The 26,011-nt window shown below is 72.5% G+C and carries 18 protein-coding genes; 8 read left to right on the forward strand and 10 right to left on the reverse strand.

Features of this window, described 5'->3' with window-relative positions:
* Positions 1-186: 186 nt before the first annotated feature.
* Entirely contained in the window at positions 187-2,031 is a 1,845-nt protein-coding gene (locus DY240_RS06145) for an NHL domain-containing thioredoxin family protein (protein WP_119659072.1), read from the reverse strand.
* 794 nt (positions 2,032-2,825) lie between these two features.
* Between DY240_RS06145 and DY240_RS06150 the strand changes: the two genes are divergently transcribed.
* Positions 2,826-3,761 (forward strand): glycerophosphodiester phosphodiesterase family protein, encoded by a 936-nt coding sequence (locus DY240_RS06150; RefSeq protein WP_119659073.1) that lies wholly within the window; start codon positions 2,826-2,828, stop codon positions 3,759-3,761.
* Positions 3,761-5,545 carry a bifunctional metallophosphatase/5'-nucleotidase gene (locus DY240_RS06155; RefSeq protein WP_119659074.1) on the forward strand — a complete coding sequence of 595 codons (1,785 nt, stop codon included), beginning with the start codon at positions 3,761-3,763 and terminating at the stop codon, positions 5,543-5,545. Before DY240_RS06150 ends, DY240_RS06155 begins: the two co-directional genes overlap by 1 nt.
* 21 nt (positions 5,546-5,566) lie before the next feature.
* On the opposite strand, the gene DY240_RS06160 is transcribed toward DY240_RS06155, so the two are convergent.
* Positions 5,567-7,630, reverse strand: a complete 2,064-nt coding sequence (locus DY240_RS06160) for an alpha/beta fold hydrolase (protein WP_233552626.1) — start codon at positions 7,628-7,630, stop codon at positions 5,567-5,569.
* Between the two features lie 106 nt (positions 7,631-7,736).
* Here DY240_RS06160 and DY240_RS06165 point away from each other — a divergent pair, with 106 nt between their 5' ends.
* From DY240_RS06165 to DY240_RS06175, 3 genes are all read left to right on the forward strand, one after another.
* Positions 7,737-9,029 carry a GAF domain-containing protein gene (locus DY240_RS06165; RefSeq protein ID WP_119659075.1) on the forward strand — a complete coding sequence of 431 codons (1,293 nt, stop codon included), beginning with the start codon at positions 7,737-7,739 and terminating at the stop codon, positions 9,027-9,029.
* Between the two features lie 84 nt (positions 9,030-9,113).
* The gene (adh, locus tag DY240_RS06170; protein ID WP_119659076.1) at positions 9,114-10,637 is read left to right on the forward strand and encodes an aldehyde dehydrogenase; all 1,524 of its coding nucleotides are present in this window, start codon (positions 9,114-9,116) and stop codon (positions 10,635-10,637) included.
* A 13-nt stretch (positions 10,638-10,650) separates the two neighbouring features.
* Positions 10,651-11,034 (forward strand): DUF779 domain-containing protein, encoded by a 384-nt coding sequence (locus DY240_RS06175; RefSeq protein ID WP_119659077.1) that lies wholly within the window; start codon positions 10,651-10,653, stop codon positions 11,032-11,034.
* Positions 11,035-11,039: 5 nt separating this feature from the next.
* On the opposite strand, the gene DY240_RS06180 is transcribed toward DY240_RS06175, so the two are convergent.
* The 5 genes from DY240_RS06180 to paaN form a co-directional block, all read right to left on the reverse strand.
* A complete protein-coding gene (locus DY240_RS06180) occupies positions 11,040-12,047 on the reverse strand; it encodes a LacI family DNA-binding transcriptional regulator (RefSeq protein ID WP_119659078.1) in 1,008 nt (335 codons plus the stop codon).
* Between the two features lie 34 nt (positions 12,048-12,081).
* Entirely contained in the window at positions 12,082-12,996 is a 915-nt protein-coding gene (locus DY240_RS06185; RefSeq protein ID WP_119659079.1) for a carbohydrate ABC transporter permease, read from the reverse strand.
* Positions 12,993-13,931 (reverse strand): carbohydrate ABC transporter permease, encoded by a 939-nt coding sequence (locus DY240_RS06190; RefSeq protein ID WP_119659166.1) that lies wholly within the window; start codon positions 13,929-13,931, stop codon positions 12,993-12,995. Before DY240_RS06190 ends, DY240_RS06185 begins: the two co-directional genes overlap by 4 nt.
* A gap of 104 nt (positions 13,932-14,035) precedes the next feature.
* On the reverse strand, positions 14,036-15,403 hold the full coding sequence (locus tag DY240_RS06195) for an ABC transporter substrate-binding protein (protein WP_119659080.1): 1,368 nt from the start codon (positions 15,401-15,403) through the stop codon (positions 14,036-14,038).
* Positions 15,404-15,569: 166 nt separating this feature from the next.
* On the reverse strand, positions 15,570-17,249 hold the full coding sequence (paaN, locus tag DY240_RS06200; RefSeq protein WP_119659081.1) for a phenylacetic acid degradation protein PaaN: 1,680 nt from the start codon (positions 17,247-17,249) through the stop codon (positions 15,570-15,572).
* 96 nt (positions 17,250-17,345) lie between these two features.
* On the opposite strand from paaN, the gene paaI reads away from it, so the two are divergent.
* From paaI to DY240_RS34010, 3 genes are all read left to right on the forward strand, one after another.
* Positions 17,346-19,247: a hydroxyphenylacetyl-CoA thioesterase PaaI gene (gene paaI, locus DY240_RS06205; protein WP_119659082.1), complete on the forward strand. Its 1,902-nt coding sequence runs from the start codon at positions 17,346-17,348 to the stop codon at positions 19,245-19,247.
* Positions 19,244-20,443 carry a 3-oxoadipyl-CoA thiolase gene (gene pcaF / locus DY240_RS06210; RefSeq protein WP_119659083.1) on the forward strand — a complete coding sequence of 400 codons (1,200 nt, stop codon included), beginning with the start codon at positions 19,244-19,246 and terminating at the stop codon, positions 20,441-20,443. Before paaI ends, pcaF begins: the two co-directional genes overlap by 4 nt.
* Before the next feature lie 1,101 nt (positions 20,444-21,544).
* A complete protein-coding gene (locus DY240_RS34010) occupies positions 21,545-22,255 on the forward strand; it encodes an HNH endonuclease signature motif containing protein (RefSeq protein WP_147375210.1) in 711 nt (236 codons plus the stop codon).
* 11 nt (positions 22,256-22,266) lie between these two features.
* On the opposite strand, the gene DY240_RS06225 is transcribed toward DY240_RS34010, so the two are convergent.
* The 3 genes from DY240_RS06225 to pdhA are packed head-to-tail and all read right to left on the reverse strand — an operon-like array spanning position 22,267 to position 25,723.
* Complete coding sequence (locus DY240_RS06225; RefSeq protein ID WP_119659086.1) at positions 22,267-23,598, reverse strand: dihydrolipoamide acetyltransferase family protein; 1,332 nt, start codon at positions 23,596-23,598, stop codon at positions 22,267-22,269.
* A gap of 11 nt (positions 23,599-23,609) precedes the next feature.
* Positions 23,610-24,587, reverse strand: coding sequence for an alpha-ketoacid dehydrogenase subunit beta (locus DY240_RS06230; protein ID WP_119659087.1), 978 nt, complete (start codon positions 24,585-24,587; stop codon positions 23,610-23,612).
* Positions 24,584-25,723, reverse strand: coding sequence for a pyruvate dehydrogenase (acetyl-transferring) E1 component subunit alpha (pdhA, locus tag DY240_RS06235; protein ID WP_119659088.1), 1,140 nt, complete (start codon positions 25,721-25,723; stop codon positions 24,584-24,586). The genes DY240_RS06230 and pdhA overlap by 4 nt, the downstream gene beginning before the upstream one ends.
* Positions 25,724-26,011: the final 288 nt, after the last annotated feature.

Raw genomic sequence — 26,011 nt, forward strand, 5'->3', positions numbered from 1 at the left:
CCTCCCCGTCCCCCTGATAGCTGCCCGTTCTTGGCCGCGCAACCGCGGGTCAAGTCCAAGCGCCCCCACCACAGCGAAGCCCGGCCACGACGCGCGCGGACTTGAGGCGCGGTTGCGCGGCAAGAGAATGGGGCAGCAGGGGGACGGGGAGCCCCTAGCGAACGCTGAGCGGAGCCCGACCGCCGTTCAGCCGGAGAGCACGAGCTCGATGCGGTTGGCGCCGCCGTCGACCACGCGGACGGGGATGCCCCAGTCCTGCTGGTGGATGTGGCAGGCGGCGTTCTCGCCACCGTCGTCACAGGATGCGGCCATGGCGGCGACGTGCAGGACGCCGGCGCCGTCACCGTCGCCGGCCGCCGCGATCGTCAGGCGGCGGGTGAGCGCGGTGTCGCGGCCCGCGCCGTCCGCCAGCAGCGGCGCCGGGGTCGACGACACCGTCAGCCGGGTGGCCGGGCCGTACCGCTCGTCCAGCTTCTGCCCCGGCGGCGGGTCGAACACGACGACCAGCTCGACCTCGCCGGCCGCGACGTCGAGGGCCGGCCGCTGGGTCCGGTGCGCCGAGCCGGACGCCGTCGCCGCCGAGCCCAGCGGGATGCGGGTCAGCCGGTGCGCCGCGGACTCGACCACCACCAGGTGCTCGCCGTCGACGACCGCTCCGCTGGGCTCGCGCAGGCCTGTGGCCAGTGTGCTCACCTCTCCGGTCGCGGGGTCGTAGCGGCGGACGGCGTTGTTGTAGGTGTCGCTGATCGCCACGGAGCCGTCCGGCAGCGCCGTCACGCCGAGCGGGTGCTGCAGCAGCGCCTCGCCGGCCGGGCCGTCGCGGAAGCCGAAGTCGAACAGCCCGGTGCCGACGGCGGTCTCGACGACGCCGTCGCGGACCGCGCGCAGCGCGGACGTCTCGGAGTCGGCCAGCCACAGGGTGCGGTCCGCCGTCACCGTCAAGCCCGAGGTCTGCGCGAACCAGGCCTCGCGGAGCTTGCCGTCGACCAGACCCTCGTTCGTCGTGCCGGCCAGGACCTGGATGGACGGCTCCTTCGGGTCGAACGCCCAGAGCTGGTGGATGCCCGCCATCGCGACGACGACGGTGAGCAGCTCGGGCGACCAGGCGACGTCCCACGGGGACGACAGCGGGAACGCGCGCGGGTCGCCCTGGACGTCGTCGCCGTTCGGGTCGCCCTGCATCCACGGTGTGCCGGTACCGGCGATGGTCGTGACGTGGCCGTCGGCCAGCCGGACGCCGCGCAGCACGTGGTTGACGGTGTCGGCGACGATCACCTCGTACCCCGTCCACGGGTGGAACTCCGGCGGCAGCAGCGTCAGGCCCTGCGGCTCGTTGAACCTGGCCGCGTCGGGGCCGCCGTCGGCCAGGCCGCGCTCGCCGGTGCCGATGCGCCGCACCACCGTCTCGAGGTCGTCGGCCAGCTCCACCAGGCTGTGGTTGCCGCTGTCGCTGACCAGGAACGTCCCGCCCGGCAGCGCGATCGCCTTGCCGGGGAAGCGCAGCGTGGTGGGCTCGGGCTCCGGCGGGACGTACGGGCCGTCGCCGCGGCGCAGCGTGCCCTTGGCCTCGTGCACCGGGATCAGCTCGTCGAGGATCGCGGCGAGCGCGTGCGCGTGCCCCTCGCCGGAGAACTGCGCGGCGATGTACCCCTCCGGGTCGACCAGCGTGAGGGTCGGCCACGCCCGGACGGCGTAGTTCTGCCACGTCGTCAGGTCCGGGTCGTCGAGGACCGGGTGGTGCACGCCGTAGCGCTCCACCGCCGCGACGACCGCCTCGTGGTCGGCCTCGTGCACGAACTTCGGCGAGTGCACCCCGACCACCGTCAGCACGTCGCCGTACCGCTCCTCCAGCGGCCGCAGCTCGTCGAGGACGTGCAGGCAGTTGATGCAGCAGAACGTCCAGAAGTCGAGCAGCACGAAGCGGCCGCGCAGCTCGGCGAGGGCCGGCGCGCTGTCGCCGGTGTTGAGCCAGCCGCCGCGTCCCACCAGCTCGGGGGCGCGGACCCGCGCTCGCGCTCGGTGTTGCGTCATGGGGCCATTGTCCGCGACTATCCAATGCGGCCCCGCAGCGGGGAGACCATGACCTCGCCTGATAGACCAGGCCAGAATGTCTATGCCGCATCCGCTGAGGCCGATCGCCCGCCCCAGGCGGTCCGACACGCTGGTCACTTCTGTGGAAGGGCGCGTCGGTCCTTCGCACCGGATAGCCCGCCGAGCGTCGTCGTTGCGCTGGACATCAAGAGCCCCGGCGCGGAGCCACACAGCACGCGCCGGGGCCTAGCCGGGATCGCCGACGTGGGAGCGCCTCCTCCGACCGCTTCCAAGGCTACCCGTTGACCGTTCGGATGTCCGACTGTCATCCTGGTGGGCTAACTACATCGGGAATCCGCCCGGCGTAGTCCAGAAATGGGCTACCGGGCGGGCTGTGGGAGCGGCTCTCCGGTGGCCTCAGCACTCAGGAGGTAGCCGAGTGAGCCACACTCACAGGCGAGGACGCACGACGCTGGAGCGCTTGGAGAGGTTCCGCAGTCACACCAAGGTCATTGGTCAGGTCCTTCGGGATCTGTGGCCGTTGTTCGTGGTGGCGTTCTTGATTCGGATGTGACCTTGGACAGGGCCGGCTGACGTCGGGCCGCCAGGGAGCGAACAGCCGCCGCGTCCCACCAGCTCGGGGGCGCGGACCCGGGCCCGTCCAGTCGATGCCATGCGCCCATTCTGCGAGCCCGACTTCACAGGAGCGTCGGGCGGGCGTCACCGGGCGGCCCCTTGCCGCACACCTTTCGTCCCGAGAGTGGGTGGTTCACCCCACCCATCAGGGAGCACCCATGCCCAGCACCTGGAGGACGGCGGCGGTCACGACCGCCGCCGTCGCGCTGACGGTGGCCGGCTTCGTCCGCACGGACGAGCAGGCTCCGCCACCCGCGGCTCCGGCCGCCACCCAGCCGAGCGCCACGGCCGCGGCCGCACCCGTCCGCGGGATCGACGCGATCCACGAGATGTACCTCGACCACGGGCCGGACGCCGGCGTCATGGTCATCGCGCACCGCGGCTACTGGCGCGGCGCGCCGGAGAACTCGATCGCCGCCATCGAGCAGGCCATCGAGCGCGGCGCGCACGTCGTCGAGATCGACGTGCAGCGGACCGCGGACGGCCACCTCGTGCTCATGCACGACACCACCGTCGACCGCACCACGAACGGCACCGGCGCGGTCTCGTCGCTGACGCTCGCCCAGATCAAGGCGCTGCGGCTGAAGGAGCACCTCGGCGGCGCCCAGGCCGCTCTCACCGATCACCAGGTGCCGACGCTGGAGGAGGCGCTGGCGGTGGTCAAGGACCGGGCGATGGTCAACCTGGACAAGGGCTGGCCGTTCCGCGACCAGGAGTACGAGCTGCTCGTCCGGACCGGCACACTGCGCAACGCGATCTTCAAGAGCAGCGCGATCGTCGTCTGCTGGATCCGCGGCGGCGAGTGGATCCGCTACTCCGTCGACGTGCGGGTGCCGGGCCGCTACGCCGTCACCGCCCGGGTGTCGTCGCCGTACCGCCCGGCCGGCCGGTTCACGGTCGAGGTCGACGACGGGGTCACTCTCGGCCCGGTGGACGTCCGGACGACGACCGGCCACAACACGTTCATGACCCAGCCGGTCGGCGAGATCGTGCTCGACCGCGGCACGCACCACGTCACCGTCCAGGTCGATCCGGACGCCTACCAGAACTTCAACCTCGACTGGCTCGAGCTCGATCGGATCGGGAGCCGCTGATGCGCCGTCACCACGTCCTCACCGCCGCCGGAGCGGCCGGAGCGGCCCTCGTCCTGGCGGGGGCGGCCGCTCCCGCCGCGACCGCGGACCAGGCCGCCGCGGGCACCGTCCCCGTCCAGCTGCTGTCGATCACCGACCTGCACGGCTACTTCGGCGAGTACACCGCGACGATCCGCGGCCCGCACGCGGGCGACCCGGCGCAGCGGGTCGGCGGCGGCGCGTACCTCGCCACGCACCTGAAGCAGCTCGCCGCGGGACAGCCGAACTCGATCCTGTTCTCCGCCGGCGACGACTTCTCCGGCTGGCCGGACGAGACCGAGTTCTTCTGGAACGAGCCGACCATCGAGTACCTCGACGCCATCGGGCTGGAGTTCAGCACAGTCGGCAACCACGAGATGGACCGCGGCTTCGCGTTCCTCGACCACATGATGAACGGCACCTGCGAGGGCCGCCCCGACGACGACCTGTGCTTCACCGACTCGACCGGGCGCGCCTTCGACGGCGCGGAGTTCGACTACTACTCGGCCAACCTCGTCGACCACGCCACCGGCGAGCCCGCGCTGTCACCGTCGCACGTCGAGTACGTCGACGACGGCGCCGGCGGCACGTTGCCGGTCGGGTTCGTGCACGCGACGACCTCGCTGACCTCGAGCGAGCAGATGTCGTACACGCCCGCCGGGTACGACTACGCGCCCGAGGTCGCCGCGATCAACGCCGCGACGGCGGACCTGCGGGCCCAGGGCGTCGAGGCGATCGTCGTCGTGCTGCACGAGGGGTTCTCGCAGCAGGCCGGCGCGGGCTACGACGAGTGCGTCGCGCCGTTCGGCCCGGCGGTCGACGTCAACCCCGAGATCGACGCGGAGGTCGACGCGATCGTCACCGGGCACTGGCACGGCATGGCCAACTGTTTCCTGCCCGGCCCCGACGGCGTGCCGCGGCCGATCGTCCAGGGCGGCAACCACGGCCACCTGATCAGCGAGATCGGCCTCCAGCTGGACCCGGCCACCGGCGACGTCGTGCGCGACCGGACCACGTCCGTCCTGCACCCGAACACCCAGGACGTCGCGCGGGACCCGGAGGCGCTGCGCATCGCCGCCTACTGGCGGGCCGAGCTGGCCGAGCGCAACGCCACGGAGGTCGCGACGATCACCGGCGACATCCGGCGAGCGGCGGGCGACGCCGCCGAGTCACCGGCGTACAACCTGGCGGCCGACGCCTTCCTCTGGGCGGCGAACCAGGACGGCGAGGCCGACCTCGCGGTCGCCATGCCGGGCATCCTGCGGGCCGACCTGACGTACGCGCCGACTGCGTCCCGGCCCGGCGACGCACCCGGCCGGGTGCTCTTCCCGGAGCTCGCGGTCGGCCTGGTCTACGACTCCGGCATCGGCGTCGGGATCGTCCGCGGCACGGTGACCGGCGGCGACGTGCTCGAGTTGCTGGAGAGCCAGTGGCAGACCGGCCCGAACGGGACGGTGACGTTCCGCTCGATGGCGGTGTCCGGCAACGTCACGTACGCCTACGACACCGACCGGCCCGTGGGCCGGCGGATCGTGCCGGGCAGCGTCCGCATCGACGGGCGGCCGCTGCGGCCCGGCGGGGAGTACCGGGTGGCGACGCTGGCGAACAACTTCTTCGCCAAGAACGCCACGCCCGGCTTCACCGCCCTGTTCGACGCCCGCGACCAGGAACGCAGCCTGTTCAACGGCGGCGACGCGCTGTGGCGGTACGCCGAGGCGCACTCGCCGCTCGCCCCGCCCGCGGTGGGCAGGGCGAGCGCGCGCTGAGAACGACGGGGGCGCCGGCGGTCAGACCAGGATCGCCGGCGTCTCCCAGTCCTTGCCGAGCACGTGGTGGGCGAGGAACGCGAACACCGTCTGGTACCAGACCTTCGCGTGCTGCGGCGTGAGGATCCAGTGGTTCTCGTCGGGGAAGTAGAGGAACTTGTGCGGGATCTCGCCGTCCTCCGCCTCGGCCCGCGACGCGATCTCGAACCACAGCCGCAGCGCCTCGCCGATGGGCACCCGGTAGTCGCGGTCGCCGTGGATGACCAGCATCGGCGTGGTGATGGAGTCGACGTGGTTGTGCGGCGAGTTGGCCGCCGCCATCTCCGCCGACATCTCCTTGACCCAGTAGAACGCGGCGTCGGTGGTCGGGCCGAACTGGTCGAGCGCCCACAGGCTGGCGTGGGTGACGATGGCGTCGAAGCGGTCGGTGTTGCCGGCCACCCAGTTCGCCATGTAGCCGCCGAACGAGCCGCCCATGGCCGCGGTGCGGGTCTCGTCGATGTCGTCGCGGGCGACGGCGGCATCGGTGATGGCCATGAGGTCGGTGAACGGCGCCTTGCCCCAGGCGCCCCAGCCGCGGCGGATGAAGTCGAGGCCGTAGCCGGTCGACAGCGCCGGATCGGGCAGCAGGACGGCGTAACCCTGGGCGACCGCGAGCCACGGGTTCCACCGCCACGACCACGCGTTCCAGGAGCCGAGCGGGCCGCCGTGGATCCACAGCAGCAGCGGTGCGGGGCTGGTGGCCGATGCGCCGTCGGGCAGCGCGAGCCAGGCCCGCACGCGGACGCCGTCGGCCGCCGTCGTGTCGACCTCGGTGAGGGTGCCCGGGAGGGCCGGCACCGGGGCGGGCGCCGGCAGCGGCTCGGACTGCTGCCGGGGAGCGGTCGCGGACAGCCGGACCGGCCGGGGCGGCTCGAGGTAGGACGTACGCAGCGCGTAGACGGTCTGCCCGTCGGGCGAGACGACGAGGTCGGAGTAGGCGTAGTCGTCGGCGGTGAGCCGGGTGATCTCGCCGCTGCCGAGGTCGGCCCGGAAGACCGGGGACCGGCCGTCGTCGTCGGCGGCGAAGAGGACGGCCGAGCCGTCGGGCGTCCACACCGGCGACCCCGGCCAGCGGTCCCAGTCGGCGGTGAGCGACCGGGTGGCGCCGTCGGCGACGGTGATGACGACCAGCTCCTGGTCGACCGGCTCGGTCGGCGTGGACCGCCGGCCCTTGATGGCCGCGACGCTGGCGCCGTCGGGCGCGAACTTCGGCGCCTCGAACTCGAAGTCGGGGTCGTCGGCCAGCACGCGCCGCTCGCCGGTGGCGACGTCGACGAGCACCAGCGACTGACGGAAGCCGCCGCGCTCGGGGACGTTCCACACCGCGACCACGGTGGAGCCGTCGGGGCTGACGTCGAACGAGGTGGAGTCGAGCGAGCGACCGGCGTCAGGGGTGAGGTCGCGCAGTTCGACCGCGGGGTCGTCGAGCGGCGACTCACCGTCCTGCAGCGAGCCGGCGAACAGCCGCGGCGCGTCGGGGCCGAGATCGTGGTCCCAGTACCGCACCGGGTAGCGCTCGTGCAGGATCGCGGAGACCTTCTTCTCCTTGCGCTCTTTGCGCTTCTTCTCCTCCGACTCCAGATCGGCCGACGAGGGGAAGGTGCTGGAGGCGACCACGATGGCCCCGGACTCGCGCGCGACGACCACGCCGCCGATGCCGCCGGGCCGCTTGGCGACGACGCGGGCCTCACCTCCGCCGGCCGGGAGCAGCCAGAGCAGCGGAACCTCGTCATCGTCCTTCGCGGCCGGGTCGGGGCGGGCCGAGCCGAACAGCAGCGAACCGTCGGGCAGGAACGCGGCGCCGCTCTCGCCCTTGGCGCTGCGGGTCAGCCGGCGCGCCGGACGCTCGCCCGCGGGGTCGACCTCCCACAGCGCCGTGACGTACTTGGTCTTGTCAGGGTTCAGCGTGGACACCGCGGTCACGAGGCGGGTGCCGTCGGGTGACAGCGTCAGCCCGCCGGTCCGCGGCAGTGCCACGTAGGCGTCCAGGTCGTGGAACGGAGTGGGTGGGATGTCCGGGGTCTCCGGCGGGGTCTCTGTCACGGTTTCTTACCTATCACGGGAATGAGACGTCCTGACAGGACGACTTACGCAGCGGCACGAGGGCGTTCTACCCTCGACGTGGCGGGCGCGCGACGAGGGAGCTTCGATGACGAAGACGGCGATGGCCTGGTCGGCCGGTGCCGACCTGCCCGCCATCGCGCGCCGGTTGCGATTCGCCCACGAAACGTTCGTCACCACCGGCCGGGCGGCCCCCGGAGTGCGTCCGGTCGTCGCCGACTCCTGGCAGCGGTCGGTGTCGTCGGGTGCCGATCCCGCCGGTGCCCGCCTCCCACCGGTCGAGCTGACCGACGCCGACCTCGACGGCTACCGCTCGGGGCATCCGCTGGCCGCCGTGATGCCGGTGATCCGGAACCTGCTGGTGGCCGACGCCGCCGACAGCGACCTGCTGGTCGCGGTGGCCGACCACGAGGGCCGGCTGCTGTGGGTCGAGGGCGAGCCGGTGCTGCGCCGCCGGGCCGAGGCGATGCACTTCCTGGCCGGGGCGCGGTGGAGCGAGCAGGCGGCGGGCACCAACGCCCCCGGCACCGCGCTGGCCATCGGCGGGCCGGTCCAGATCTTCGCCGCCGAGCACTTCTCCGCCGCGGTGCAGCCGTGGAGCTGCTCGGCCGCGCCCATCCACGACCCGCGGACCGGCGCCGTCCTGGGCGTCATCGACGTCACCGGCGGCGACCACGTCGCCTCGCCGCACATGCTGACGCTGGTCCGTGCCGCCGCGGCGGCGGCCGAGGGCGAGCTGCGCCTGCAGGCGCTGCGTCCACCGGCGCCGTCCCGGTCGCATCCGGCGGCGCCGCCGGCCGCCCGCCCGCGGCTGGAGGTCCTCGGCACCACCGGGCGGCTGCTGTGCGACGGCGCGCCACGGACCATCTCGCCCCGGCTGGCCGAGGTCCTCCTGCTGCTCACCCTGCGGCCGGACGGGCTGACGGCCGAGCAGCTGGCCGTCGACCTGTACGAGCGGGAGCCGTCGATGGTCACCGTCCGGGCCGAGCTGAGCCGGCTGCGCGCACTGCTGGGCACCGATGCCCTGGGGTCGCGGCCGTACCGCCTGCACGTCCCGGTCGCCACCGACCTCGCCGAGCTCGACGCCCTGCTCGCCCGCGGCGACGCCCGGGCGGCGGTCGACCGCTACACCGGGCCGGTGCTGCCGTTCTCGCAGGCGCCGCGGATCGCCCGGTTGCGCGCCGAGACCGCCGCGGCGCTGCGGCGGGTGCTGCTCGACCACGCCGACGGCGGCACCCTGCTCGACTTCGCCCAGCGTCACGCCGACGACGACCTCGAGGTCTGGACAGCGGCCCACGACCGGCTGCCGGCCGGCGACCCGCGGCGGTCCACCGTCGGCAGCCGGATCGACCTCCTCGACGCCGAGCTCGGCCTGTCCTGACCGCCGTCGCGGCAACGTTGCGGCAACCACGCCCCGCCTACCGTCTCCGGCACCGCGCACCCGTGCAGTCGAAGGAGACCAGCCATGAGCGTGTACGCCGCACCCGGGCGGCCCGGCAGCCCCGCCGAGTTCGAGTCCCGCTACGGCAACTGGATCGGCGGGCAGTTCGTCCCGCCGGTCAAGGGCCAGTACTTCGAGAACCCCACCCCGGTCACCGGCCAGTCGTTCTGCGAGATCCCGCGGTCGACGGCGGAGGACGTCGAGCTGGCGCTGGACGCGGCGCACAAGGCGGCACCGGCCTGGGGCCGCACGTCGCCGGCCGAGCGCGCCGTGATCCTCAACAGGATCGCCGACCGGATCGAGGACAATCTCGAACGCCTCGCCGTGACCGAGGTGTGGGACAACGGCAAGCCGGTCCGCGAGACGCTGGCCGCGGACCTGCCGCTGGCGATCGACCACTTCCGCTACTTCGCCGGCGCGATCCGGGCGCAGGAGGGCGGCATCAGCGAGCTGGACCACGACACCATCGCCTACCACTTCCACGAGCCGCTGGGCGTCGTCGGGCAGATCATCCCGTGGAACTTCCCGCTACTGATGGCGACGTGGAAGCTGGCGCCCGCGCTGGCCGCCGGGAACGCCGTCGTGATCAAGCCGGCCGAGCAGACGCCCGCGTCCATCCTCGAGCTGATGAAGCTGATCGGCGACCTGCTGCCCGAGGGCGTCGTGAACGTCGTCAACGGGTTCGGCGTCGAGGCGGGCAAGCCGCTGGCGTCGAGCTCCCGGATCGCGAAGGTCGCCTTCACCGGCGAGACCACCACCGGTCGGCTGATCATGCAGTACGCGTCGCAGAACCTCATCTCGGTGACGCTGGAGCTGGGTGGGAAGTCACCGAACATCTTCTTCGCCGACGTGCTGGCCGCCGACGACGACTTCCGCGACAAGGCGCTGGAGGGGTTCGCGATGTTCGCCCTCAACCAGGGCGAGGTGTGCACCTGTCCGTCGCGGGCGCTGATCGACCGGTCCATCTACGACGAGTTCCTCGAGGCCGCCGTCATCCGGACCAAGGAGATCAAGCAGGGCGACCCGCTGGACACCGAGACGATGATCGGGGCGCAGGCCAGCAACGACCAGCTGGAGAAGATCCTGTCGTACCTGGAGATCGGCCGGGCCGAGGGCGCCCGCGTGCTCACCGGCGGCGAACGGGCCGATCTCGGCGGCGAGCTGTCCGGCGGCTACTACGTCCAGCCGACCATCTTCGAGGGCGACAACTCGATGCGGATCTTCCAGGAGGAGATCTTCGGACCGGTCGTCGCCGTCACCGGATTCAGCGGCTACGACGACGCCATGACGATCGCCAACGACACGCTCTACGGCCTCGGCGCCGGGGTGTGGAGCCGGGACGCGAACACCGCCTACCGGGCCGGCCGCGAGATCAAGGCCGGCCGGGTGTGGACGAACTGCTACCACGCCTACCCGGCCCACGCGGCGTTCGGCGGCTACAAGCAGTCCGGCATCGGCCGCGAGAACCACCGGATGATGCTCGACCACTACCAGCAGACGAAGAACCTGCTGGTCAGCTACAGCCCGAAGGCGCAGGGCTTCTTCTGATGAGGTTCTGCTGATGCCCGAGCGCGTCGCCATCACCGACGCCGCGGCCGCGCTCGTCGAGCGACTGGTGGAGCAGCACGGCCCCCTGCTGTTCCACCAGTCCGGCGGCTGCTGCGACGGCAGCTCGCCGATGTGCTACCCGCGCGGCGACTTCCTCGTCGGCGACGTCGACGTGTTCCTCGGCTGGGTGGCGGACACCCCGTTCTACATGTCCGGGCCGCAGTTCGAGTACTGGCGGCACACCCACCTGACGGTGGACGTGGTGCCGGGACGCGGCAGCGGGTTCAGCGTCGAGGCGCCGGAAGGGGTCCGGTTCCTCATCCGCTCGCGCCTCTACACCGACGACGAGGACGCCGCCCTGGCCGCCGACCCGCCCCCGCACGGGCCGCAGCACTGAGCTGCTCAGCGGAGCGGCGCTGTGCTGGTGCGGGCGATCAGCTTGGTGGGGACGGTGGTGACCGACGGCTCGGTGTCGATGCCGGAGCGCAGCCGCTCGACCAGCGCCATCGCCGCGAGCCGGCCCTCCTCGCGAACGTCCTGGGCGACGGTGCTGAGGCCGAACAGCCAGGACATGTCGTGGTCGTCGACGCCGATGACGGAGAGGTCGTCGGGGACCCGGACGCCGCGATGCCGGGCCGCGTACATGACGCCCATGGCGACCTCGTCGGAGACCGCGAACAGCGCCGTCGGCCGGACGCCGCGGGCGATCAGCTCCTCGTACGCGGTGATGCCGGCCTCGACGGTGAACTTGGCCGGCACCGTGAGCCGCGGGTCCGGCTCGATCCCGGCCTCGCGCAGCACCTCGACGTAGCCGAGCCGGCGGTCAGGCGAGACCGGGAAGCCGAGGTGGTCGTCGGGGTCGCCGCCGGCGAAGGCGATGCTGCGATGGCCCAGCTCGACGAGGTGGCGGGTCGCCTGCCGGCCGACCTCGACGTCGTCGACGCGGACGGTGGGGATGCCCGGCACGATCGGCCCGACCACCATGACCGGACGGTGCATGGCGTGCAGCGCCGCGACCTCGTCGGCGTCGAGCGGCAGGCTCATGATGAGCAGGCCGTCGGCCCGTTTGCGCAGCAGCTGGGTGTCGAAGACCTTGCGCCGGTTGGTCTCGACCTCGGACAGGTCGTAGCGCAGGACGTCGTAGCCGTGCTGCGCCAGCACCTCCTGCGCACCCTCGAGGACGGCGGTGAAGTACCAGCCGCGCGCCACCGGCGACACGACGGCGACCGCGCCGGTGCGGCCGGTGGGCAGCCCGGCCGCGCTGGGCGACGCGACGTAGCCCAGCTCGGCCGCGATGTCCTGCACGAGCTGCCGGGTGGCGGCGGACACCCCCGGCAGCCCGCGCAGCGCCCGGGACACCGTCGCCACCGAGACCCCGGCTCGGGCGGCGACGTCGACGATTCCGGTCATCGGTCACATCTCTCGGCCGCGGGCGGGTCCAGGGTCACCCCTTGACGCTACCTGCGAGCAGTCCTCGCACGAAGTAGCGCTGGAGGAGCAGGAAGACGATCACCGGGATGACGATCGACACGAACGCGCCGGCCGACAGCAGGTGCCACGTGCTGCCGCGGCTGCCGACCAGCTCGGCCAGCCGAGCCGTGAGCGGCTGGACGTCCTGCGCGCCGGTCGCCATCGTGATCGCCACCAGCAGGTCGTTCCAGACCCAGAGGAACTGGAAGATCGCGAACGCGGCGATGGCCGGCGTGACCAGCGGCAGCATGACCCGCAGGAAGATCGTCACGTGCCCGGCGCCGTCGACCCGGGCCGCCTCCATCAGCTCGCCGGGAACCTCCTTGAAGAAGTTGTGCAGGAGGAAGATCGCCAGGGGTAGCGCGAAGATCGTGTGCGAGATCCACAGCGGCCAGAACGTCCCGTTGACGCCCGTGTCGACGTAGATGCGCAGCAGCGGGATCAGCGCCACCTGCAACGGCACGATCTGCAGCGCGAACACCGCGACGAACAGGGTGTCGCGGAACGGGAACCTCATCCACGCGAACGCGTACGCCGCCAGGCACGCGATGGACACCGGGATGATCACCGACGGGACCGTGATGACGAGCGAGTTGATGAAGTACGTGGACAGCGAGGAGCCGCCGTAGAGCACCTCGTCGTAGTTGGCGAGGGTCAACTGGGGATCGCCGAACCAGTTCCACCAGCCGGAGGTCCGGATGTCCCGCTCCGGCCGGAACGAGGTCAGCAGCAGGCCGAACGTCGGCAGCGTCCACAGCACGGCGATGATCAGTGCGACCAGTGACGCCCACCTGGACGTGAGCCGCTTGCGGGTCCGGCCGGTGATGGTCGCCGGGGTGACCGTCGCCAGCTCATCCTGGAGGGCGGGGGTGGGAATCGCGGCGGTCATCGCAGTTCCGCCTTTCGCAGCTGTCGGACGTTGTAGGCCACGATCGGGATCACCAGGACGAACAGCATGACGGCGAGCGCTGACGCCAGTCCCGTGTCACCCAGCGAGAAGCCCTGGGTATAGAACTCGTTCGCGATCACGCTGGTGTCGAAGTTGCCGCCGGTCAGGGTCCGGACGATGTCGAACACCTTGAGCGTCCCGATCGAGATGGTCGTCAGCACCACGACCAGCGCGGGTCGGATGCTCGGCACGGTGATGTAGCGGAACATCCGCACGCCGGTGAGGCCGTCGAGCTGTGCCGCCTCGGTGATGTCGGACGGGATGGCCTTGATGGCCGCCGAGAGCACCGTCATGGCGAACCCGGCCTGGACCCACACCATGATGACGATGAGGAACAGCGTGTTCCACGGCGTGTCGACCAGGAAGTGCCGTGGCTCCATGCCGAGCCAGACGAGCACCTGGTTGAGCAGGCCCACCTGCTCGATGTTCTGCTGGTCGGGCCGGTACTCGTAGACGTAGCGCCAGATGATCGAGGCGCCGACCAGCGAGATGGCCATCGGCATGAAGATGACCGCCTTGGCCGCCGCCTCGACGCGGCTGCGGTCGACCAGGACGGCGTAAACGAGGCCGATGAAGGTGGCGAGCAACGGCGTCAGGATCACCCAGATCGCGGTGTTGCGCAGCACGATCAGCATGTCCGAGTTCGTGAAGATCTCGGTGAAGTTGTCGACGCCGACGAACTCGTCACTGGTGCGGTCGAAGAACGACTGATAGATCGTCCGGACGGCGGGATAGATCAGCCCGACGCCGAGCAGCAGCAGAGCCGGCAGCACGAACGCCAGCGACTGCCACAGGTCGGCGCGGCGCCGCGCCCGGCCGACCAGCAGCAGAATCGCGCCCATGACGCCGACGAACAGCGCCACCGCCAGGGCCATCTGCCCGAACTTCTCGAAAGTGTCCACGTATCACCACCTAGGAGAGCGGAGCGGGGTGAGGCGGGGATGACCGGCCGTGCCGGCCACCCCCACCTGCTGCCCTACTACTGCGGCCAGGCCGCTTCGATGGCGTCGACGGTCTCCTGCGTGCTGGCGCCGGTGACCCAGTCGACCATCCCCGTCCAGAACGCGACGGTCCCGACCTCGGCCGGCATCAGGTCCGACGCGTCGAACCGGAACACCGCCTCGGGGTCCTGGATGATCTCGGCCGAGAGCTGGTTGACCGGGCTCTCGTAGGCGTCGATCGGGACGGTCCGGTTGGCCGACACGAAGTTGCCGTGACTGGCCCGCTCGGCGTGCCAGTGGTCGCTCGACAGGTACGTCTGGAAGGCCTGGACCTCCGGACGCTCGGCGAACGCGGCCACGAACTCGCCACCGCCGAGGACCGGGTTGCCGTGCTCCTCCTCGATGCCGGGGAGGTAGAACGCGAACACGTCGCCGTCCTCCGCGACCTCGACGCCCTCGCCCCAGTTGGCCTGGTAGAACGACGCCTGGTGGTGCATCCAGCAGTTGCCGTCGAGGATCGGCAGGCCGGCGTCCTCGAATCGGGTGGTCGCGATGCTCGCGACGTCACCGAGGCCGCCGTTGACGTACTGGTCGTTCTTCAGGATCTCGCCGACCGTGTCGAACGCCTCGACCACCTGCGGGTCGTTGAACGGGATCTCGTGCTTGTACCACTGGTCGTACACGTCCGGGCCGGCCGTGCGGAGCATGACCTCCTCGACCCAGTCGGTGCCCGGCCAGCCGGTGGCGTCACCGGAGCCGAAGCCGGCGCACCACGGGATGCTGCCGTCCTCGACGATCTGGTCCGAGAGCGCGATGAGGTCGTCCCACGTCTCCGGCACCTCGTAGCCGGCGTCCTCGAACGCCGACGGCGAGTACCAGACGAAGGACTTCACGTTCGCACCGAACGGCGTGCCGTAGTAGGTGCCGTCGACGGTGCCGTACTCGATCCACGACGGGTCGAACGACGCCTCGACGTTGGCCCGGGCCTCGTCGGGCACCGGGATGACGGCGTCGTAGTCGCGGACCAGGCTGGCCAGCAGACCCGGCTGCGGGATGATCGCGAGGTCCGGCGGGGACCCGCCCTGGATGCGGATCGGCAGCTGGGCCTCGAACTCGTCGGAACCCTCGTAGTCCACCGTGGCCCCGGTGCACTCCTCGAACTTGTCGAACGACGCCTCCAGCGGCGCGTCCTCCGGCGCGACGATCGTGCTGTACACGGTCACCGTCGAGCCGCTGAGGTCGCCGTACTCCTCCGCGAACGCGCAGTCGGTCTCACCGCCACCAGTCTCGCCGCCGCCCGCGGTCTCGTCGTCGCCGTCGTCGCCACCACATGCGGCAAGGACGAGCGACACGCTGGCAGCGAGGCCGACAGCCGCCCAGCCCCTGCGGGCGCTGCTCTTCGCCATGTGTCTGTCTCCCTCCCAGAAGGGATCGGTCCGAGCACCTGCCGCTCGAATCCCAGTGCATGAACGAAAACGTTTACGCTCGAAAATTGCAAGAGCCCATCGGCAACTTCGCCGTAACGATTACGTCACGCCGCTCGGACGCATGTGAGATGTCACACGGGAGGGCTCAGGTGTGCCGGCGCGCGGCCACCACGCGGAAGCGCGACGCCACGAATGCGGCGTCGGTGAGGCAGGCGTTCGCGGCCGGGTTGGCGCCGGTGCCGTGGAAGTCCGAGAACGCCGCCGACTGGTTGACGAAGACCCCGCCGGTGAGGTTGATCGACAGCGGCACGGCGGCCTCCATCGCGGCCTGCTCGGCGGCGTCGAGCACGGCCGGGTCGGTGGAGTAGACCGACGCCGTCATGCCGCCGTGCTCGCGGACCGACGCGGCGAAGCGGTCCAGCGCCTGCGCGGTCGAGTCGGCGGCGATGAGGAACGAGACCGGGCCGAAGCACTCGGCCGAGTAGCGGTCGTCGTCGGCGATGTCGACGGCGACGACGGCGGGCGTGCGGATGGTGGCGTCCGGCCACGCCGGGTGCCGGATGGTGCGCGCGGCGAGGACGGTGCCGCCGTCGCCGCCCAGGGCGTCGACGCGGTCGCGGACGCCGTCGTTGACCACGGCGCCCAGGATCTCGACCGCCCGGGCGTCGTCGCCGAGCAGCTTGTCGATGGCGCCCGCGAGCGCCGCGCCGAACTCGTCGAACGTCACCCTCCCCTGGTCGGTGAGGATCCCGTCGCGCGGGACGAACACGTTCTGCGGCGCCGTGCACATCTGGCCGGTGTAGAGGCTGAGCGAGAACGCGAGGTTGTTCACCAGACCCTGCAGGTCGTCGGTGGAGTCGACCAGGACGGTGTTCAGCCCGGCCTTCTCGGTGAACACGACGGCCTGACGCGCGTGCTCCTCGAGCCAGGAGCCGAACGCCGTCGAGCCGGTGAAGTCGACGATGCGCACCTCGGGACGGACGGCCAGCACGGCGGCCAGACCGTCGGCGGGGTCCTCGGCCGCGAGCGTGACGAGGTCTTGGTCGAAGCCGTATTCGCCGAGCACCTCGCGGATGGTCTGCACCGTCATGGCCAGCGGCAGGACGGCCCTCGGGTGCGGCTTGACGACGACGGCGTTGCCGGTGGCCAGCGACGCGAACAGCCCCGGCCAGGAGTTCCAGGTGGGGAACGTGTTGCAGCCGATGACCAGCGCGACACCTCGGGGCACCACGTGGAACGTCTTCGTCATGCGCAGCGGCTCGCCCTTGGCCGGCTTCTCCCACAGCACCTCGCCGGGGATGCGGGCCTGCTCGGCGTGCGCGTACGCGACCGCCTCCAGCGCGCGGTCCAGCGCATGCGCGCCGCCGGCCTGGAAGGCCATGACGAACGCCTGACCGGAGGTGTGCATGACCGCCTGGGCCAGCTCGAAGATGCGCTCGTGCAGCCGCGACAGCACCTCGAGGCAGACCGCGGCGCGGCCGTCGACGCCGGCGTCGCGCCAGGCCGGGATGGCCGCCTGCGCGGCGGTGAGCAGCGTCGTCACCGCGTCGTCGGTGGCCGGCACCCGCGGATAGCGCACGCCGAGGTCGGGCCCGTACGGGCTGGTCTCGGTGGCGACGGTGCCGCCGGCGCCGGGCGTCTCGAGCGGGAAGTCGGCGCCGAGGTGCGCCTCGTACGCGGCCTGCCCCTCGGCGGCGGCGGTGTCGCCGTAGACGCGCGGACTGGGCGACTCCGGATAGGCCGAGAAGTACGTCCGCTCGCCGATGGCCGCCTCGGCCCGGCCGAGGAGGTCGCGGTGCCGATCGATCAGACTGCCCAGCGCCATCGCGAACCTCCGGGAGCGTGTGACAAACTAGCGCACAGTTGCCTCCACTCTGTCACATCCACACATCACCCGTCCATGAGGGGAGACACTCGAACCATGGACGCCATCGCTCGCTCGGTGCCCGTCGGCGTCGTGGGCGCCGGGACGATGGGCGCCGGCATCGCCCAGGTCGCCGCGGCGGCCGGGCACGAGGTGCGGGTGTACGACGCGGCCGGCGGCGCCGCGGCGGCCGCCATCGAGGCGATCTTCCAGCGGCTGGCCCGCGCGGTCGACAAGGGCCGGCTGCTCGCGGAGGAGGCCGAGGACGTCGCCACCCGGCTGCACGCCGTCGAGACGCTGGAGGATCTCGCCGGCTGCGGCCTGGTGATCGAGGCCGTCGTCGAGGACCTGGAGGTCAAGCGGGCGCTGTTCGCCGGGCTGGAGGCGGTCTGCGGTCCCGACGCGGTCCTCGCCACGAACACGTCGTCGCTGTCCGTCGACGCGATCGCCGGCGAGCTCGCGCACCCGGGCCGGGTGGCCGGCCTGCACTTCTTCAACCCGGCGCCGGTGCTGCCGCTGGTCGAGGTGGTCAGGGGCGCCCACACCGACGCCGCGGTGGCCGAGCTGCTGGTGGCGACGGCGACGGCCTGGGGCAAGACGCCGGTGCGGGCCGCGTCGACACCGGGCTTCGTCGTCAACCGGGTGGCGCGCCCGTTCTACGGCGAAGCGTTTCGGCTGCTGGAGTCCGGCCGGGTCGACGCCGCGACCGTCGACGCGCTGCTGCGCGAGTCCGGCGGGTTCCGGATGGGCCCCTTCGAGCTGGCCGACCTCATCGGTCACGACGTCAACCTCGCGGTGAGCCGGTCCGTCTGGGAGGCGTTCGGCCGCGACCCGCGGTTCATGCCGTCGGTGCTGCAGGAGCGCCTGGTCGCCGACGGGCGCCTGGGGCGCAAGACCGGCCGCGGCATCTACGCCGACGACGAGCCGCGCCCGGCGCCGGCGACGGCGGATCCGGTCACCGGCACGGCGGCGATCTGGACCGGCACCGGCGGGTTCGACCCGTCCGTCCCCGGCTGGACCATGAGCAGCGGCGACGTCGAGCTGCGGCTCACCGACGGGCGGACCGCGGCCCAGCACACCGGCGGCGGGCCGGGCACCGTCGTGCTGGTCGACCTGACGCTGGACCGGTCGCCGGCTCGGGTCGGTATCGCCGCGCCGGAGCATGCGCCGAAGGAGCACGTCGAGGCCGCGGTCGCGTTCCTGCAGGGCCACGGGTTCGCCGTGACGGTGCTGCCGGACCTGCCCGGCCTGGTGGTGGCCCGGACGGTGGCGACGCTGGCCGCCGCGGCCGCCGACGCCGTGGACTCCGGGGTCGCGACGGCCGAGGACGTCGATACGGCGATGCGGCTGGGCGTCAACTACCCCCGCGGCCCCTACGACTGGGGTGACCGCCTGGGGTGGAACTGGGTCGCCGGCGTGCTGGACGCGCTGGCGGCCGCCGAGGACCCCGGCCGCTACCGAGTGTCTCCCGGGCTGCGCCGCCGCGCCCGCGAGGCCGACGGGCGGCCCGACGACCCCGAGGTCCGCGAGCGCGACGACCTGGCCCGGCGGGCCGCCGACGCGATGTGGGCCGACGACGCCGCGTCGCAGGCGCTCGGGATGACCATCGAGCAGGTCAGCGCCGGGCACGCCGTCGTCACGATGCGGGTCCGGCCAGACATGGTGAACGGCCACGGCATCTGCCACGGCGGCCTGGTGTTCACGCTGGCCGACAGCGCGTTCGCTGTCGCGTGCAACACCCACAACCGGCGCACGGTCGCGGTCGGCGCGGACGTCACGTTCCTCGCGCCCGCGCGCGAGGGCGACCTGCTGCGCGCCGTCGCCCACGAGCGGTACCGCTCCGGCCGGACCGGGATCTGCGACGTCGCCGTGTACCGCGACGGCGTGACGATCGCGGAGTTCCGCGGCCGGTCGCGCGAGATCCCCGGCACGCTGGCGCCGGACGAGGAGGAGACATGACCGAGGCGTTCCTGGCCGGCGGGGTGCGGACGCCGATCGGGCGGTACGGCGGCGCGCTGTCGTCCGTGCGGCCCGACGACCTCGCGGCGCATGTGCTGCGGGAGCTGCTGGCCCGCCACCCGCGAGTGCCCGCCGACGCCGTCGATGAGGTCGTCCTCGGCTGCGCCAACCAGGCCGGCGAGGACAACCGCAACGTCGCCCGCATGGCCGTTCTGCTGGCCGGCTACCCGGCGTCGGTGCCCGGCGTGACGGTGAACCGCCTGTGCGGCTCCGGGCTCGACGCGCTCGCGTACGCCGCGCGGGCGGTGCGCACCGGCGAGGCCGACGTCGTCGTCGCGGGCGGGGTCGAGTCGATGTCGCGGGCGCCGCTCGTGCTGCCCAAGGCGCAGTCCGCGTTCGACCGAGGCCAGGCGCAGGTCTACGACACCACCATCGGCTGGCGCTTCGTGAACCCGGCGATCGAGAGCGCCTATGGCACCGACTCCATGCCGGAGACGGCCGAGAACGTCGCCGCCGAGCACGGGGTGAGCCGCGCCGACCAGGACGCGTTCGCCCTGCGCAGCCAGCAGCGGGCGGCCGCGCGGCGCAAGGAGCTCGCGGCGGAGATCGTCCCCGTCACCGTGCCGCGCAAGCGCGGCGAGCCCGACGTCGTCGACGCCGACGAGCACCCGCGCGAGACCTCGCTCGAGGCGCTGGCGCGGCTGCGGCCGATCGTGCGGCCGGACGGCACCGTCACGGCCGGCAACGCGTCCGGCGTCAACGACGGTGCCGCCGCACTGCTGGTGATGAGCGCCGCCGCGGTCGACCGGTACGGCGTCGAGCCGCTGGCTCGCGTCGCGGGTGCCGCGACCGCCGGGGTGGAGCCGCGGGTCATGGGGCTCGGCCCGGTCCCGGCGACGGAGAAGCTGCTCGGGCGGGCCGGCGTGGCGCTGGCCGACGTTGGGAACGTCGAGCTGAACGAGGCGTTCGCCGCCCAAGCGCTGGCCTGCCTGCGGCTGCTCGGCCTGCCCGACGACGCCGAGCACGTGAACCCCAACGGCGGCGCGATCGCGCTCGGCCACCCGCTGGGCATGAGCGGCGCCCGCCTCGCGCTGTCCGCCGCGCTGGAGCTGCAGCGGCGGGGGTCGCGGCACGCGCTGGCGACGATGTGCATCGGGGTGGGCCAGGGCATCGCCGTCCTGCTCTCCCGCCCGTAGCCCAGGGGGCCGGTCCGCTGAGCCGGACCTTGTCGGTGGGGGCCGGTAAGATCATTTGCATGTTCGAAGAAGCGCTGTCGACTGCTCCGCCGCCGGAGGTTGCTCCGCCCGTGGAGTGGATGGCGGCGTCGCCGTGTGATGACCCGAGCGTCGCCGACATCGACCCGGCGCTGTTGGAACAGTTGTGCACCGGCGGTGAGGCCGCTGTCGCGGTCTTCGACATCGATCAGGTGCCGCCCGGGCCGGAACTGGCCGCCCGGCTGGCGGCGTTCGACCCGGCGGCCGCGAGCGCGGACGAGCTGGTCGAGGCCGAGGCCGCGTTCGGGCGGCAGGCCGCGTGGGTGGCCGCCGGCGAGGCGGCGGTGCTGGCCGAACTGGCGACGCGGTCGGAGATGCGCCCCGACGAGACCGGGTACCGGTCGGTGAATCCGGTGACGAACACCGCGATAACGCTCGCCGGGCGGTGCCAGGTCACCTGTAAGCAGGCGGAGAACCAGGTCGGCCACGCGATCCAGCTGGTGCTGGATTTTCCCGATACCCACGCCCTGCTCGCGACCGGCGCGATCGATCTGCGCCGCGCCCGGGTGATCACCGACGAGCTCGGCGGCCAAGACCCCCACGTCCGGGCACGGGTGGAAGCCGCCGTGCTGCCGAAAGCCCCCGGCCTGGATTCGGTCGCGCTGCGGAAGCTGATCAAGCAGTTGCTGCACGAACTGGCGCCGGTGGAGGCGGCGGACCGGTACGAGGCCGCGCGTGAGCGCCGCTACGTCGCCATCACCCCCGCGTCGGATGGGATGGCGCATCTGGAGGCGCGGCTGCCCGCCGCGGACGCCGCCGCCCTGGACACCGCGCTGAACGCGGCCGCGGCCGACGCCAAACGTGCCGACGCCGCCGCCGGACTCCCCGCCCGCACCAAGGACCAGCGCCGCGCCGACGCCCTGGCCGAGCTGGGCTGGGCCGCCCTCACCGCCTGCGCCGACGGCACCACCACCCCGCTGAGCCACGCCGCCGGGGTGGCAAGCTCGGCCGGCGAGCCTGCTCACCAGATCACCGGCGACGCGGCAGCCGCTGCCGGCAACCCCGCNGAGCCACGCCGCCGGGGTGGCAAGCTCGGCCGGCGAGCCTGCTCACCAGATCACCGGCGACGCGGCAGCCGCTGCCGGCAACCCCGCCCACCAGGCGTTCGCCGGTGCGGCCGGCTCCGCCGGCGGCGCGCCATCTCGTGCCGACGCCGCTGCCGGCCAGCCACCACCGGCACCATCCGGGAGCGGCGCGACGCTGCCGCGGCGGCGGCCGATCAGCGTGCACATCACCGTCCCGTTCGCCACCGCCGTCGGGTTGAGTGACCAGCCGGGCGAGCTGGAGGGCTACGGGCCCATCCCCGCGCACGCCGCCAAGGTCCTCGCCGCCGAAGGCGTCTGGACATGGCTGCGCACCGACCCCGGCACCGGGCAGCTGCTCGACTTGGGCCGCACCAAGTACCGACCCACCAAGGCGCTGGCGGAGTTCATCGTCGCGCGTGACAAGACGTGCCGCGCACCTGGCTGCCATCGCCGCGCGGGGGCGTGCGACATCGACCACATCACCCCGTTCACCGCCGGCGGGACCACCTGCACGGCGAACTGCCACGCCCTGTGCGAAACCCACCACCTGCTCAAACACCGCGGCGACTGGCGAGTCCACCGACAACCCGACGGCACCACCGTCTGGACCAGCCCCACCGGCCACCGCTATGCGAAACCACCCGAAGCGACTGGGCCGGCGCCACCGCGGTTGGGCGGTGGCGCCAGTCCCGAACAGCCGTCGTTCTGACCCGCCCGGGGTCAGCCCCAGACCAGGGCGTTGCCCGGGTCCTCGAGCAGCGCCGCCAGGTCGACGAGGAACCGCGAGCCCTGCTCGCCGTCGACCAGGCGGTGGTCGAACGACAGCGCCAGCGTGGTGACCCAGCGCGGCCTCACCTTGCCCTTGTGCACCCACGGCTGCTGGCGCACCGCGCCGAACGCGACGATCGCCGCCTCGCCGGGCGGCAGGATCGGCGTGCCGGTGTCGACGCCGAAGACGCCGACGTTGGTGATGGAGATGGTGCCGCCGAGCATGTCCTCGGGCGGCGTCTTCCCCTCGCGCGCCGTCGCCGCCAGCTGGTTGATCGCGGCCGCCAGCTCGCGCAGCGGCAGGCGGTCGGCGTCCTTGACGTTCGGCACGACCAGTCCGCGCGGCGTGGCCGCCGCGATGCCGAGGTTGACGTAACGCTGCAGCACGATCTCGCCGGCGGCGTCGTCCCAGCGGGCGTTGACGTCGGGCGTGCGGCGAGCCGCGATGCAGACCGCCTTGGCCAGCACCGCCAGCGGCGACAGCTTGACGTCGCGGAACTCGCGGGAGTCGCGCAGCCGCTCGACCAGCTTCATCGTGCGGGTGACGTCGACCGTGACGAACTCCGTGACGTGCGGCGCGGTGAACGCCGACGTGGAGACCGCCTTCGCCGTCGCCTTGCGGACCGACCGGATCGGGACCCGCTCCTGCCGCGGCAGGCCGTCCCAGCCGGAGCCGGCGGGCACCGCGGCGGGTCCGACGGGCGCGGCGGCGGGTGCGGCCGGCACGGCGGCCGCGGCCTGGACGTCGTCGCGGGTGATGGTTCCGCCGGGGCCGGTCGGGGTGACCGTCGTCAGGTCGACACCGAGGTCCTTGGCGAGCTTGCGCACCGGCGGCTTGGCCAGCACCGACACCCGCGCGACGACCGGTTCCGGCTCGGGCGCGGGCGCCTCGGCGACCTTGCGCGGCCGGCGCTTGGCCGCCGTGGTCCGCGGGCCGTAGCCGACGAGCACGGCCTGACGCTCCCCCTCAGGCGCGGCCGCCGGAGCCGGCGGCGTGGGCACCATGTCCTCGGCGGGATCGCCGGCCGACGGAGCGACGCCCTCCCCCGTCCGGACCGCGATGATCGGGGTGCCGACGTCGACCGTCTGGCCCTCGTCGACCAGCAGAGTCTCGACCACGCCGGCGAACGGGCAGGGCAGCTCGACCAGCGACTTGGCCGTCTCGATCTCGACGATGACGTCGTTGACCTTCACGGCGTCGCCGGGCTTGACCTTCCACGACACGATCTCCGCCTCGGTCAGCCCTTCGCCGACGTCGGGGAGGTTGAACTGCGACACGCTCATGCAGACCCTCCTCAGTAGGCGAACGTGCGGTCGACGGCGTCGAGCACGCGGTCGAGGTCGGGAAGGTACTCCTCCTCGACCCGGGCCGGCGGATACGGGGTGTCGTAGCCGGTGACCCGCTGCACCGGCGCCTCCAGCGAGTAGAAGCACTCCTCGGTGACCCGGGCGGCCACCTCGGCGCCGACGCCGAGCGTGCGGTGCGCCTCGTGGACGACGACCAGCCGGCCGGTGCGCCGGACGGAGTCGTACACCGCGCGCAGGTCCAGCGGTGACAGCGAGCGCAGGTCGATGACCTCGAGCGACCGGCCGTCGTCGGCGGCGGCCGCCGCGGCGTCGAGGCAGGTCTTCACCATGGGGCCGTACGCCGCCACCGTCGCGTCGGTACCGGGCAGCGCGACCCGGGCGGACTCCAGCGGCAGGTCCGGCTCGCCGTCGACGTCGACCTCGGCCTTCTCGTAGTAGCGGCGCTTGGGCTCGAAGAACACCACAGGGTCGTCCAGCGCGATGGCCTGCTGGATCATCCAGTAGGCGTCGACCGGGTTGGAACAGGTGACCACCTTGAGGCCCGGGATGTGGACGAAGGTCGCCTCGGGGCTCTCGCTGTGGTGCTCGACGGCGCCGATGCTGCCGCCGTAGGGGATGCGGATGACGATCGGAAGCCGCAGCCGGCCGCCGGACCGGAAGTGCATCTTCGCGACCTGGTTGACGATCTGGTCGTAGCCGGGGAACACGAACCCGTCGAACTGGATCTCGCACACCGGGCGGTAGCCGCGCAGCGCCAGGCCGACGGCGGTGCCGATGATGCCGGACTCGGCGAGCGGGGTGTCGATGACGCGGTCCTCGCCGAAGTCCTTCTGCAGGCCGTCGGTGACGCGGAAGACACCGCCGAGCTTGCCGACGTCCTCGCCCATGACCAGCACCTTGGCATCGCTCTCCATGGACCGCCGCAGCCCGGCGTTGATCGCCTTGATGATGTTGAGCGCCGTCATCGGGCCACCTCCTCGGCGAAGCTGTCCAGGTAGGTCGACATCGCCTCGCGCTGGGCGACGAGGTCGGGCGTCGGCTCGACGTAGACGTGGTCGAAGATCGACGTCGGCGTGGGGTCGGGCAGCGCCCGGCAGGCCGCCCGCAGGTGCACGGCCAGCTCCTCGGCCTCCTGCTCGACGCCGTCGAAGAAGGCCTGGTCGGCGAGGTCGCCGCGGACCATGTACGCCTTCACCCGCTCGATGGGGTCCTTGAGCTTCCAGTGCTCCAGCTCGGCGTTGAGGCGGTAGCGGGTGGGGTCGTCGGTGGTGGTGTGCGCGCCCATGCGGTAGGTGAACGCCTCGACCAGCGTGGGACCCTCACCGTCGCGGGCCCGCTGCAGCGCCTCGCGCGAGACGGCCAGGCAGGCGAGCACGTCGTTGCCGTCGACGCGGACGCCGGGGAAGCCGAAGCCGGCGGCGCGGCGGTACAGCGGCACGCGGGTCTGCCGCTCCAGCGGCTCGGAGATGGCCCACTGGTTGTTCTGGCAGAAGAACACGACCGGTGCGTTGGTGACACTGGCCCAGATGAACGCCTCGTTGACGTCGCCCTGGCTGGTGGCGCCGTCGCCGAAGTAGGCGATGACGGCGGTGTCGCGTTCGGGGTCGCCGGTGCCGATGGCGCCGTCGCGCTGGACGCCCATGGCGTAGCCGGTGGCGTGCAGGGTCTGCGCGCCGATGACGATCGTGTAGAGGTGGAACCGTGACTCGTCGGTGTCCCAGCTGCCTTGGTCGACGCCGCGGAACAGCGCCAGCAGCCGCACCGGGTCGACGCCGCGGCACAGGGCGACCGCGTGCTCGCGGTAGGTCGGGAAGACGTGGTCCTGCGCGCGCAGCGCACGGGCGGAACCGACCTGGGCGGCCTCCTGGCCCAGCAGGCTGGCCCACAGCCCCAGCTCGCCCTGCCGCTGCAGCGCGACGGCCTCGCCGTCGACCCGGCGGCCCAGCACCAGGTCGCGGTACATGGACCGGATGTCGTCGCCGGTGATGTCGGCGATGAGAGCGTCGTAGCGCTCGTGTGGAACCCGCTGACCCTCGGGGGTGAGCAGCTGGACGAGCTCGGGTTCGGGCGGAGTCGCCCCGGCCGCCGTCTCGACAGTCATGTGTCTCCTTCACGTCGTCGGCTCCGCAGGATTGCCGCGGGAGCCTGCTCCTCGTGACCACCGGCGGCGTGGGTGAGGACTACGGGTGGGTCCTCGCCCCGCGCCGCGGTGCATGACCGTGACCGGAGTCACGACCTCGCTACCGCCACGGTACCCAGATCCGGGGTCGGACGGGTGGACCGAGGCGGCAGGTGGGGCTCATCCTGCAGCACCTCCTGTCAGCCTGCCCGCTCGGGATCGCCCGGAGGCTCGTCGTTCCGGACAAACTTCCTCACCGGGACGCTGCGC

The sequence above is a fragment of the Jiangella rhizosphaerae genome (genome assembly GCF_003579925.1).
Classification (GTDB): domain Bacteria; phylum Actinomycetota; class Actinomycetes; order Jiangellales; family Jiangellaceae; genus Jiangella; species Jiangella rhizosphaerae.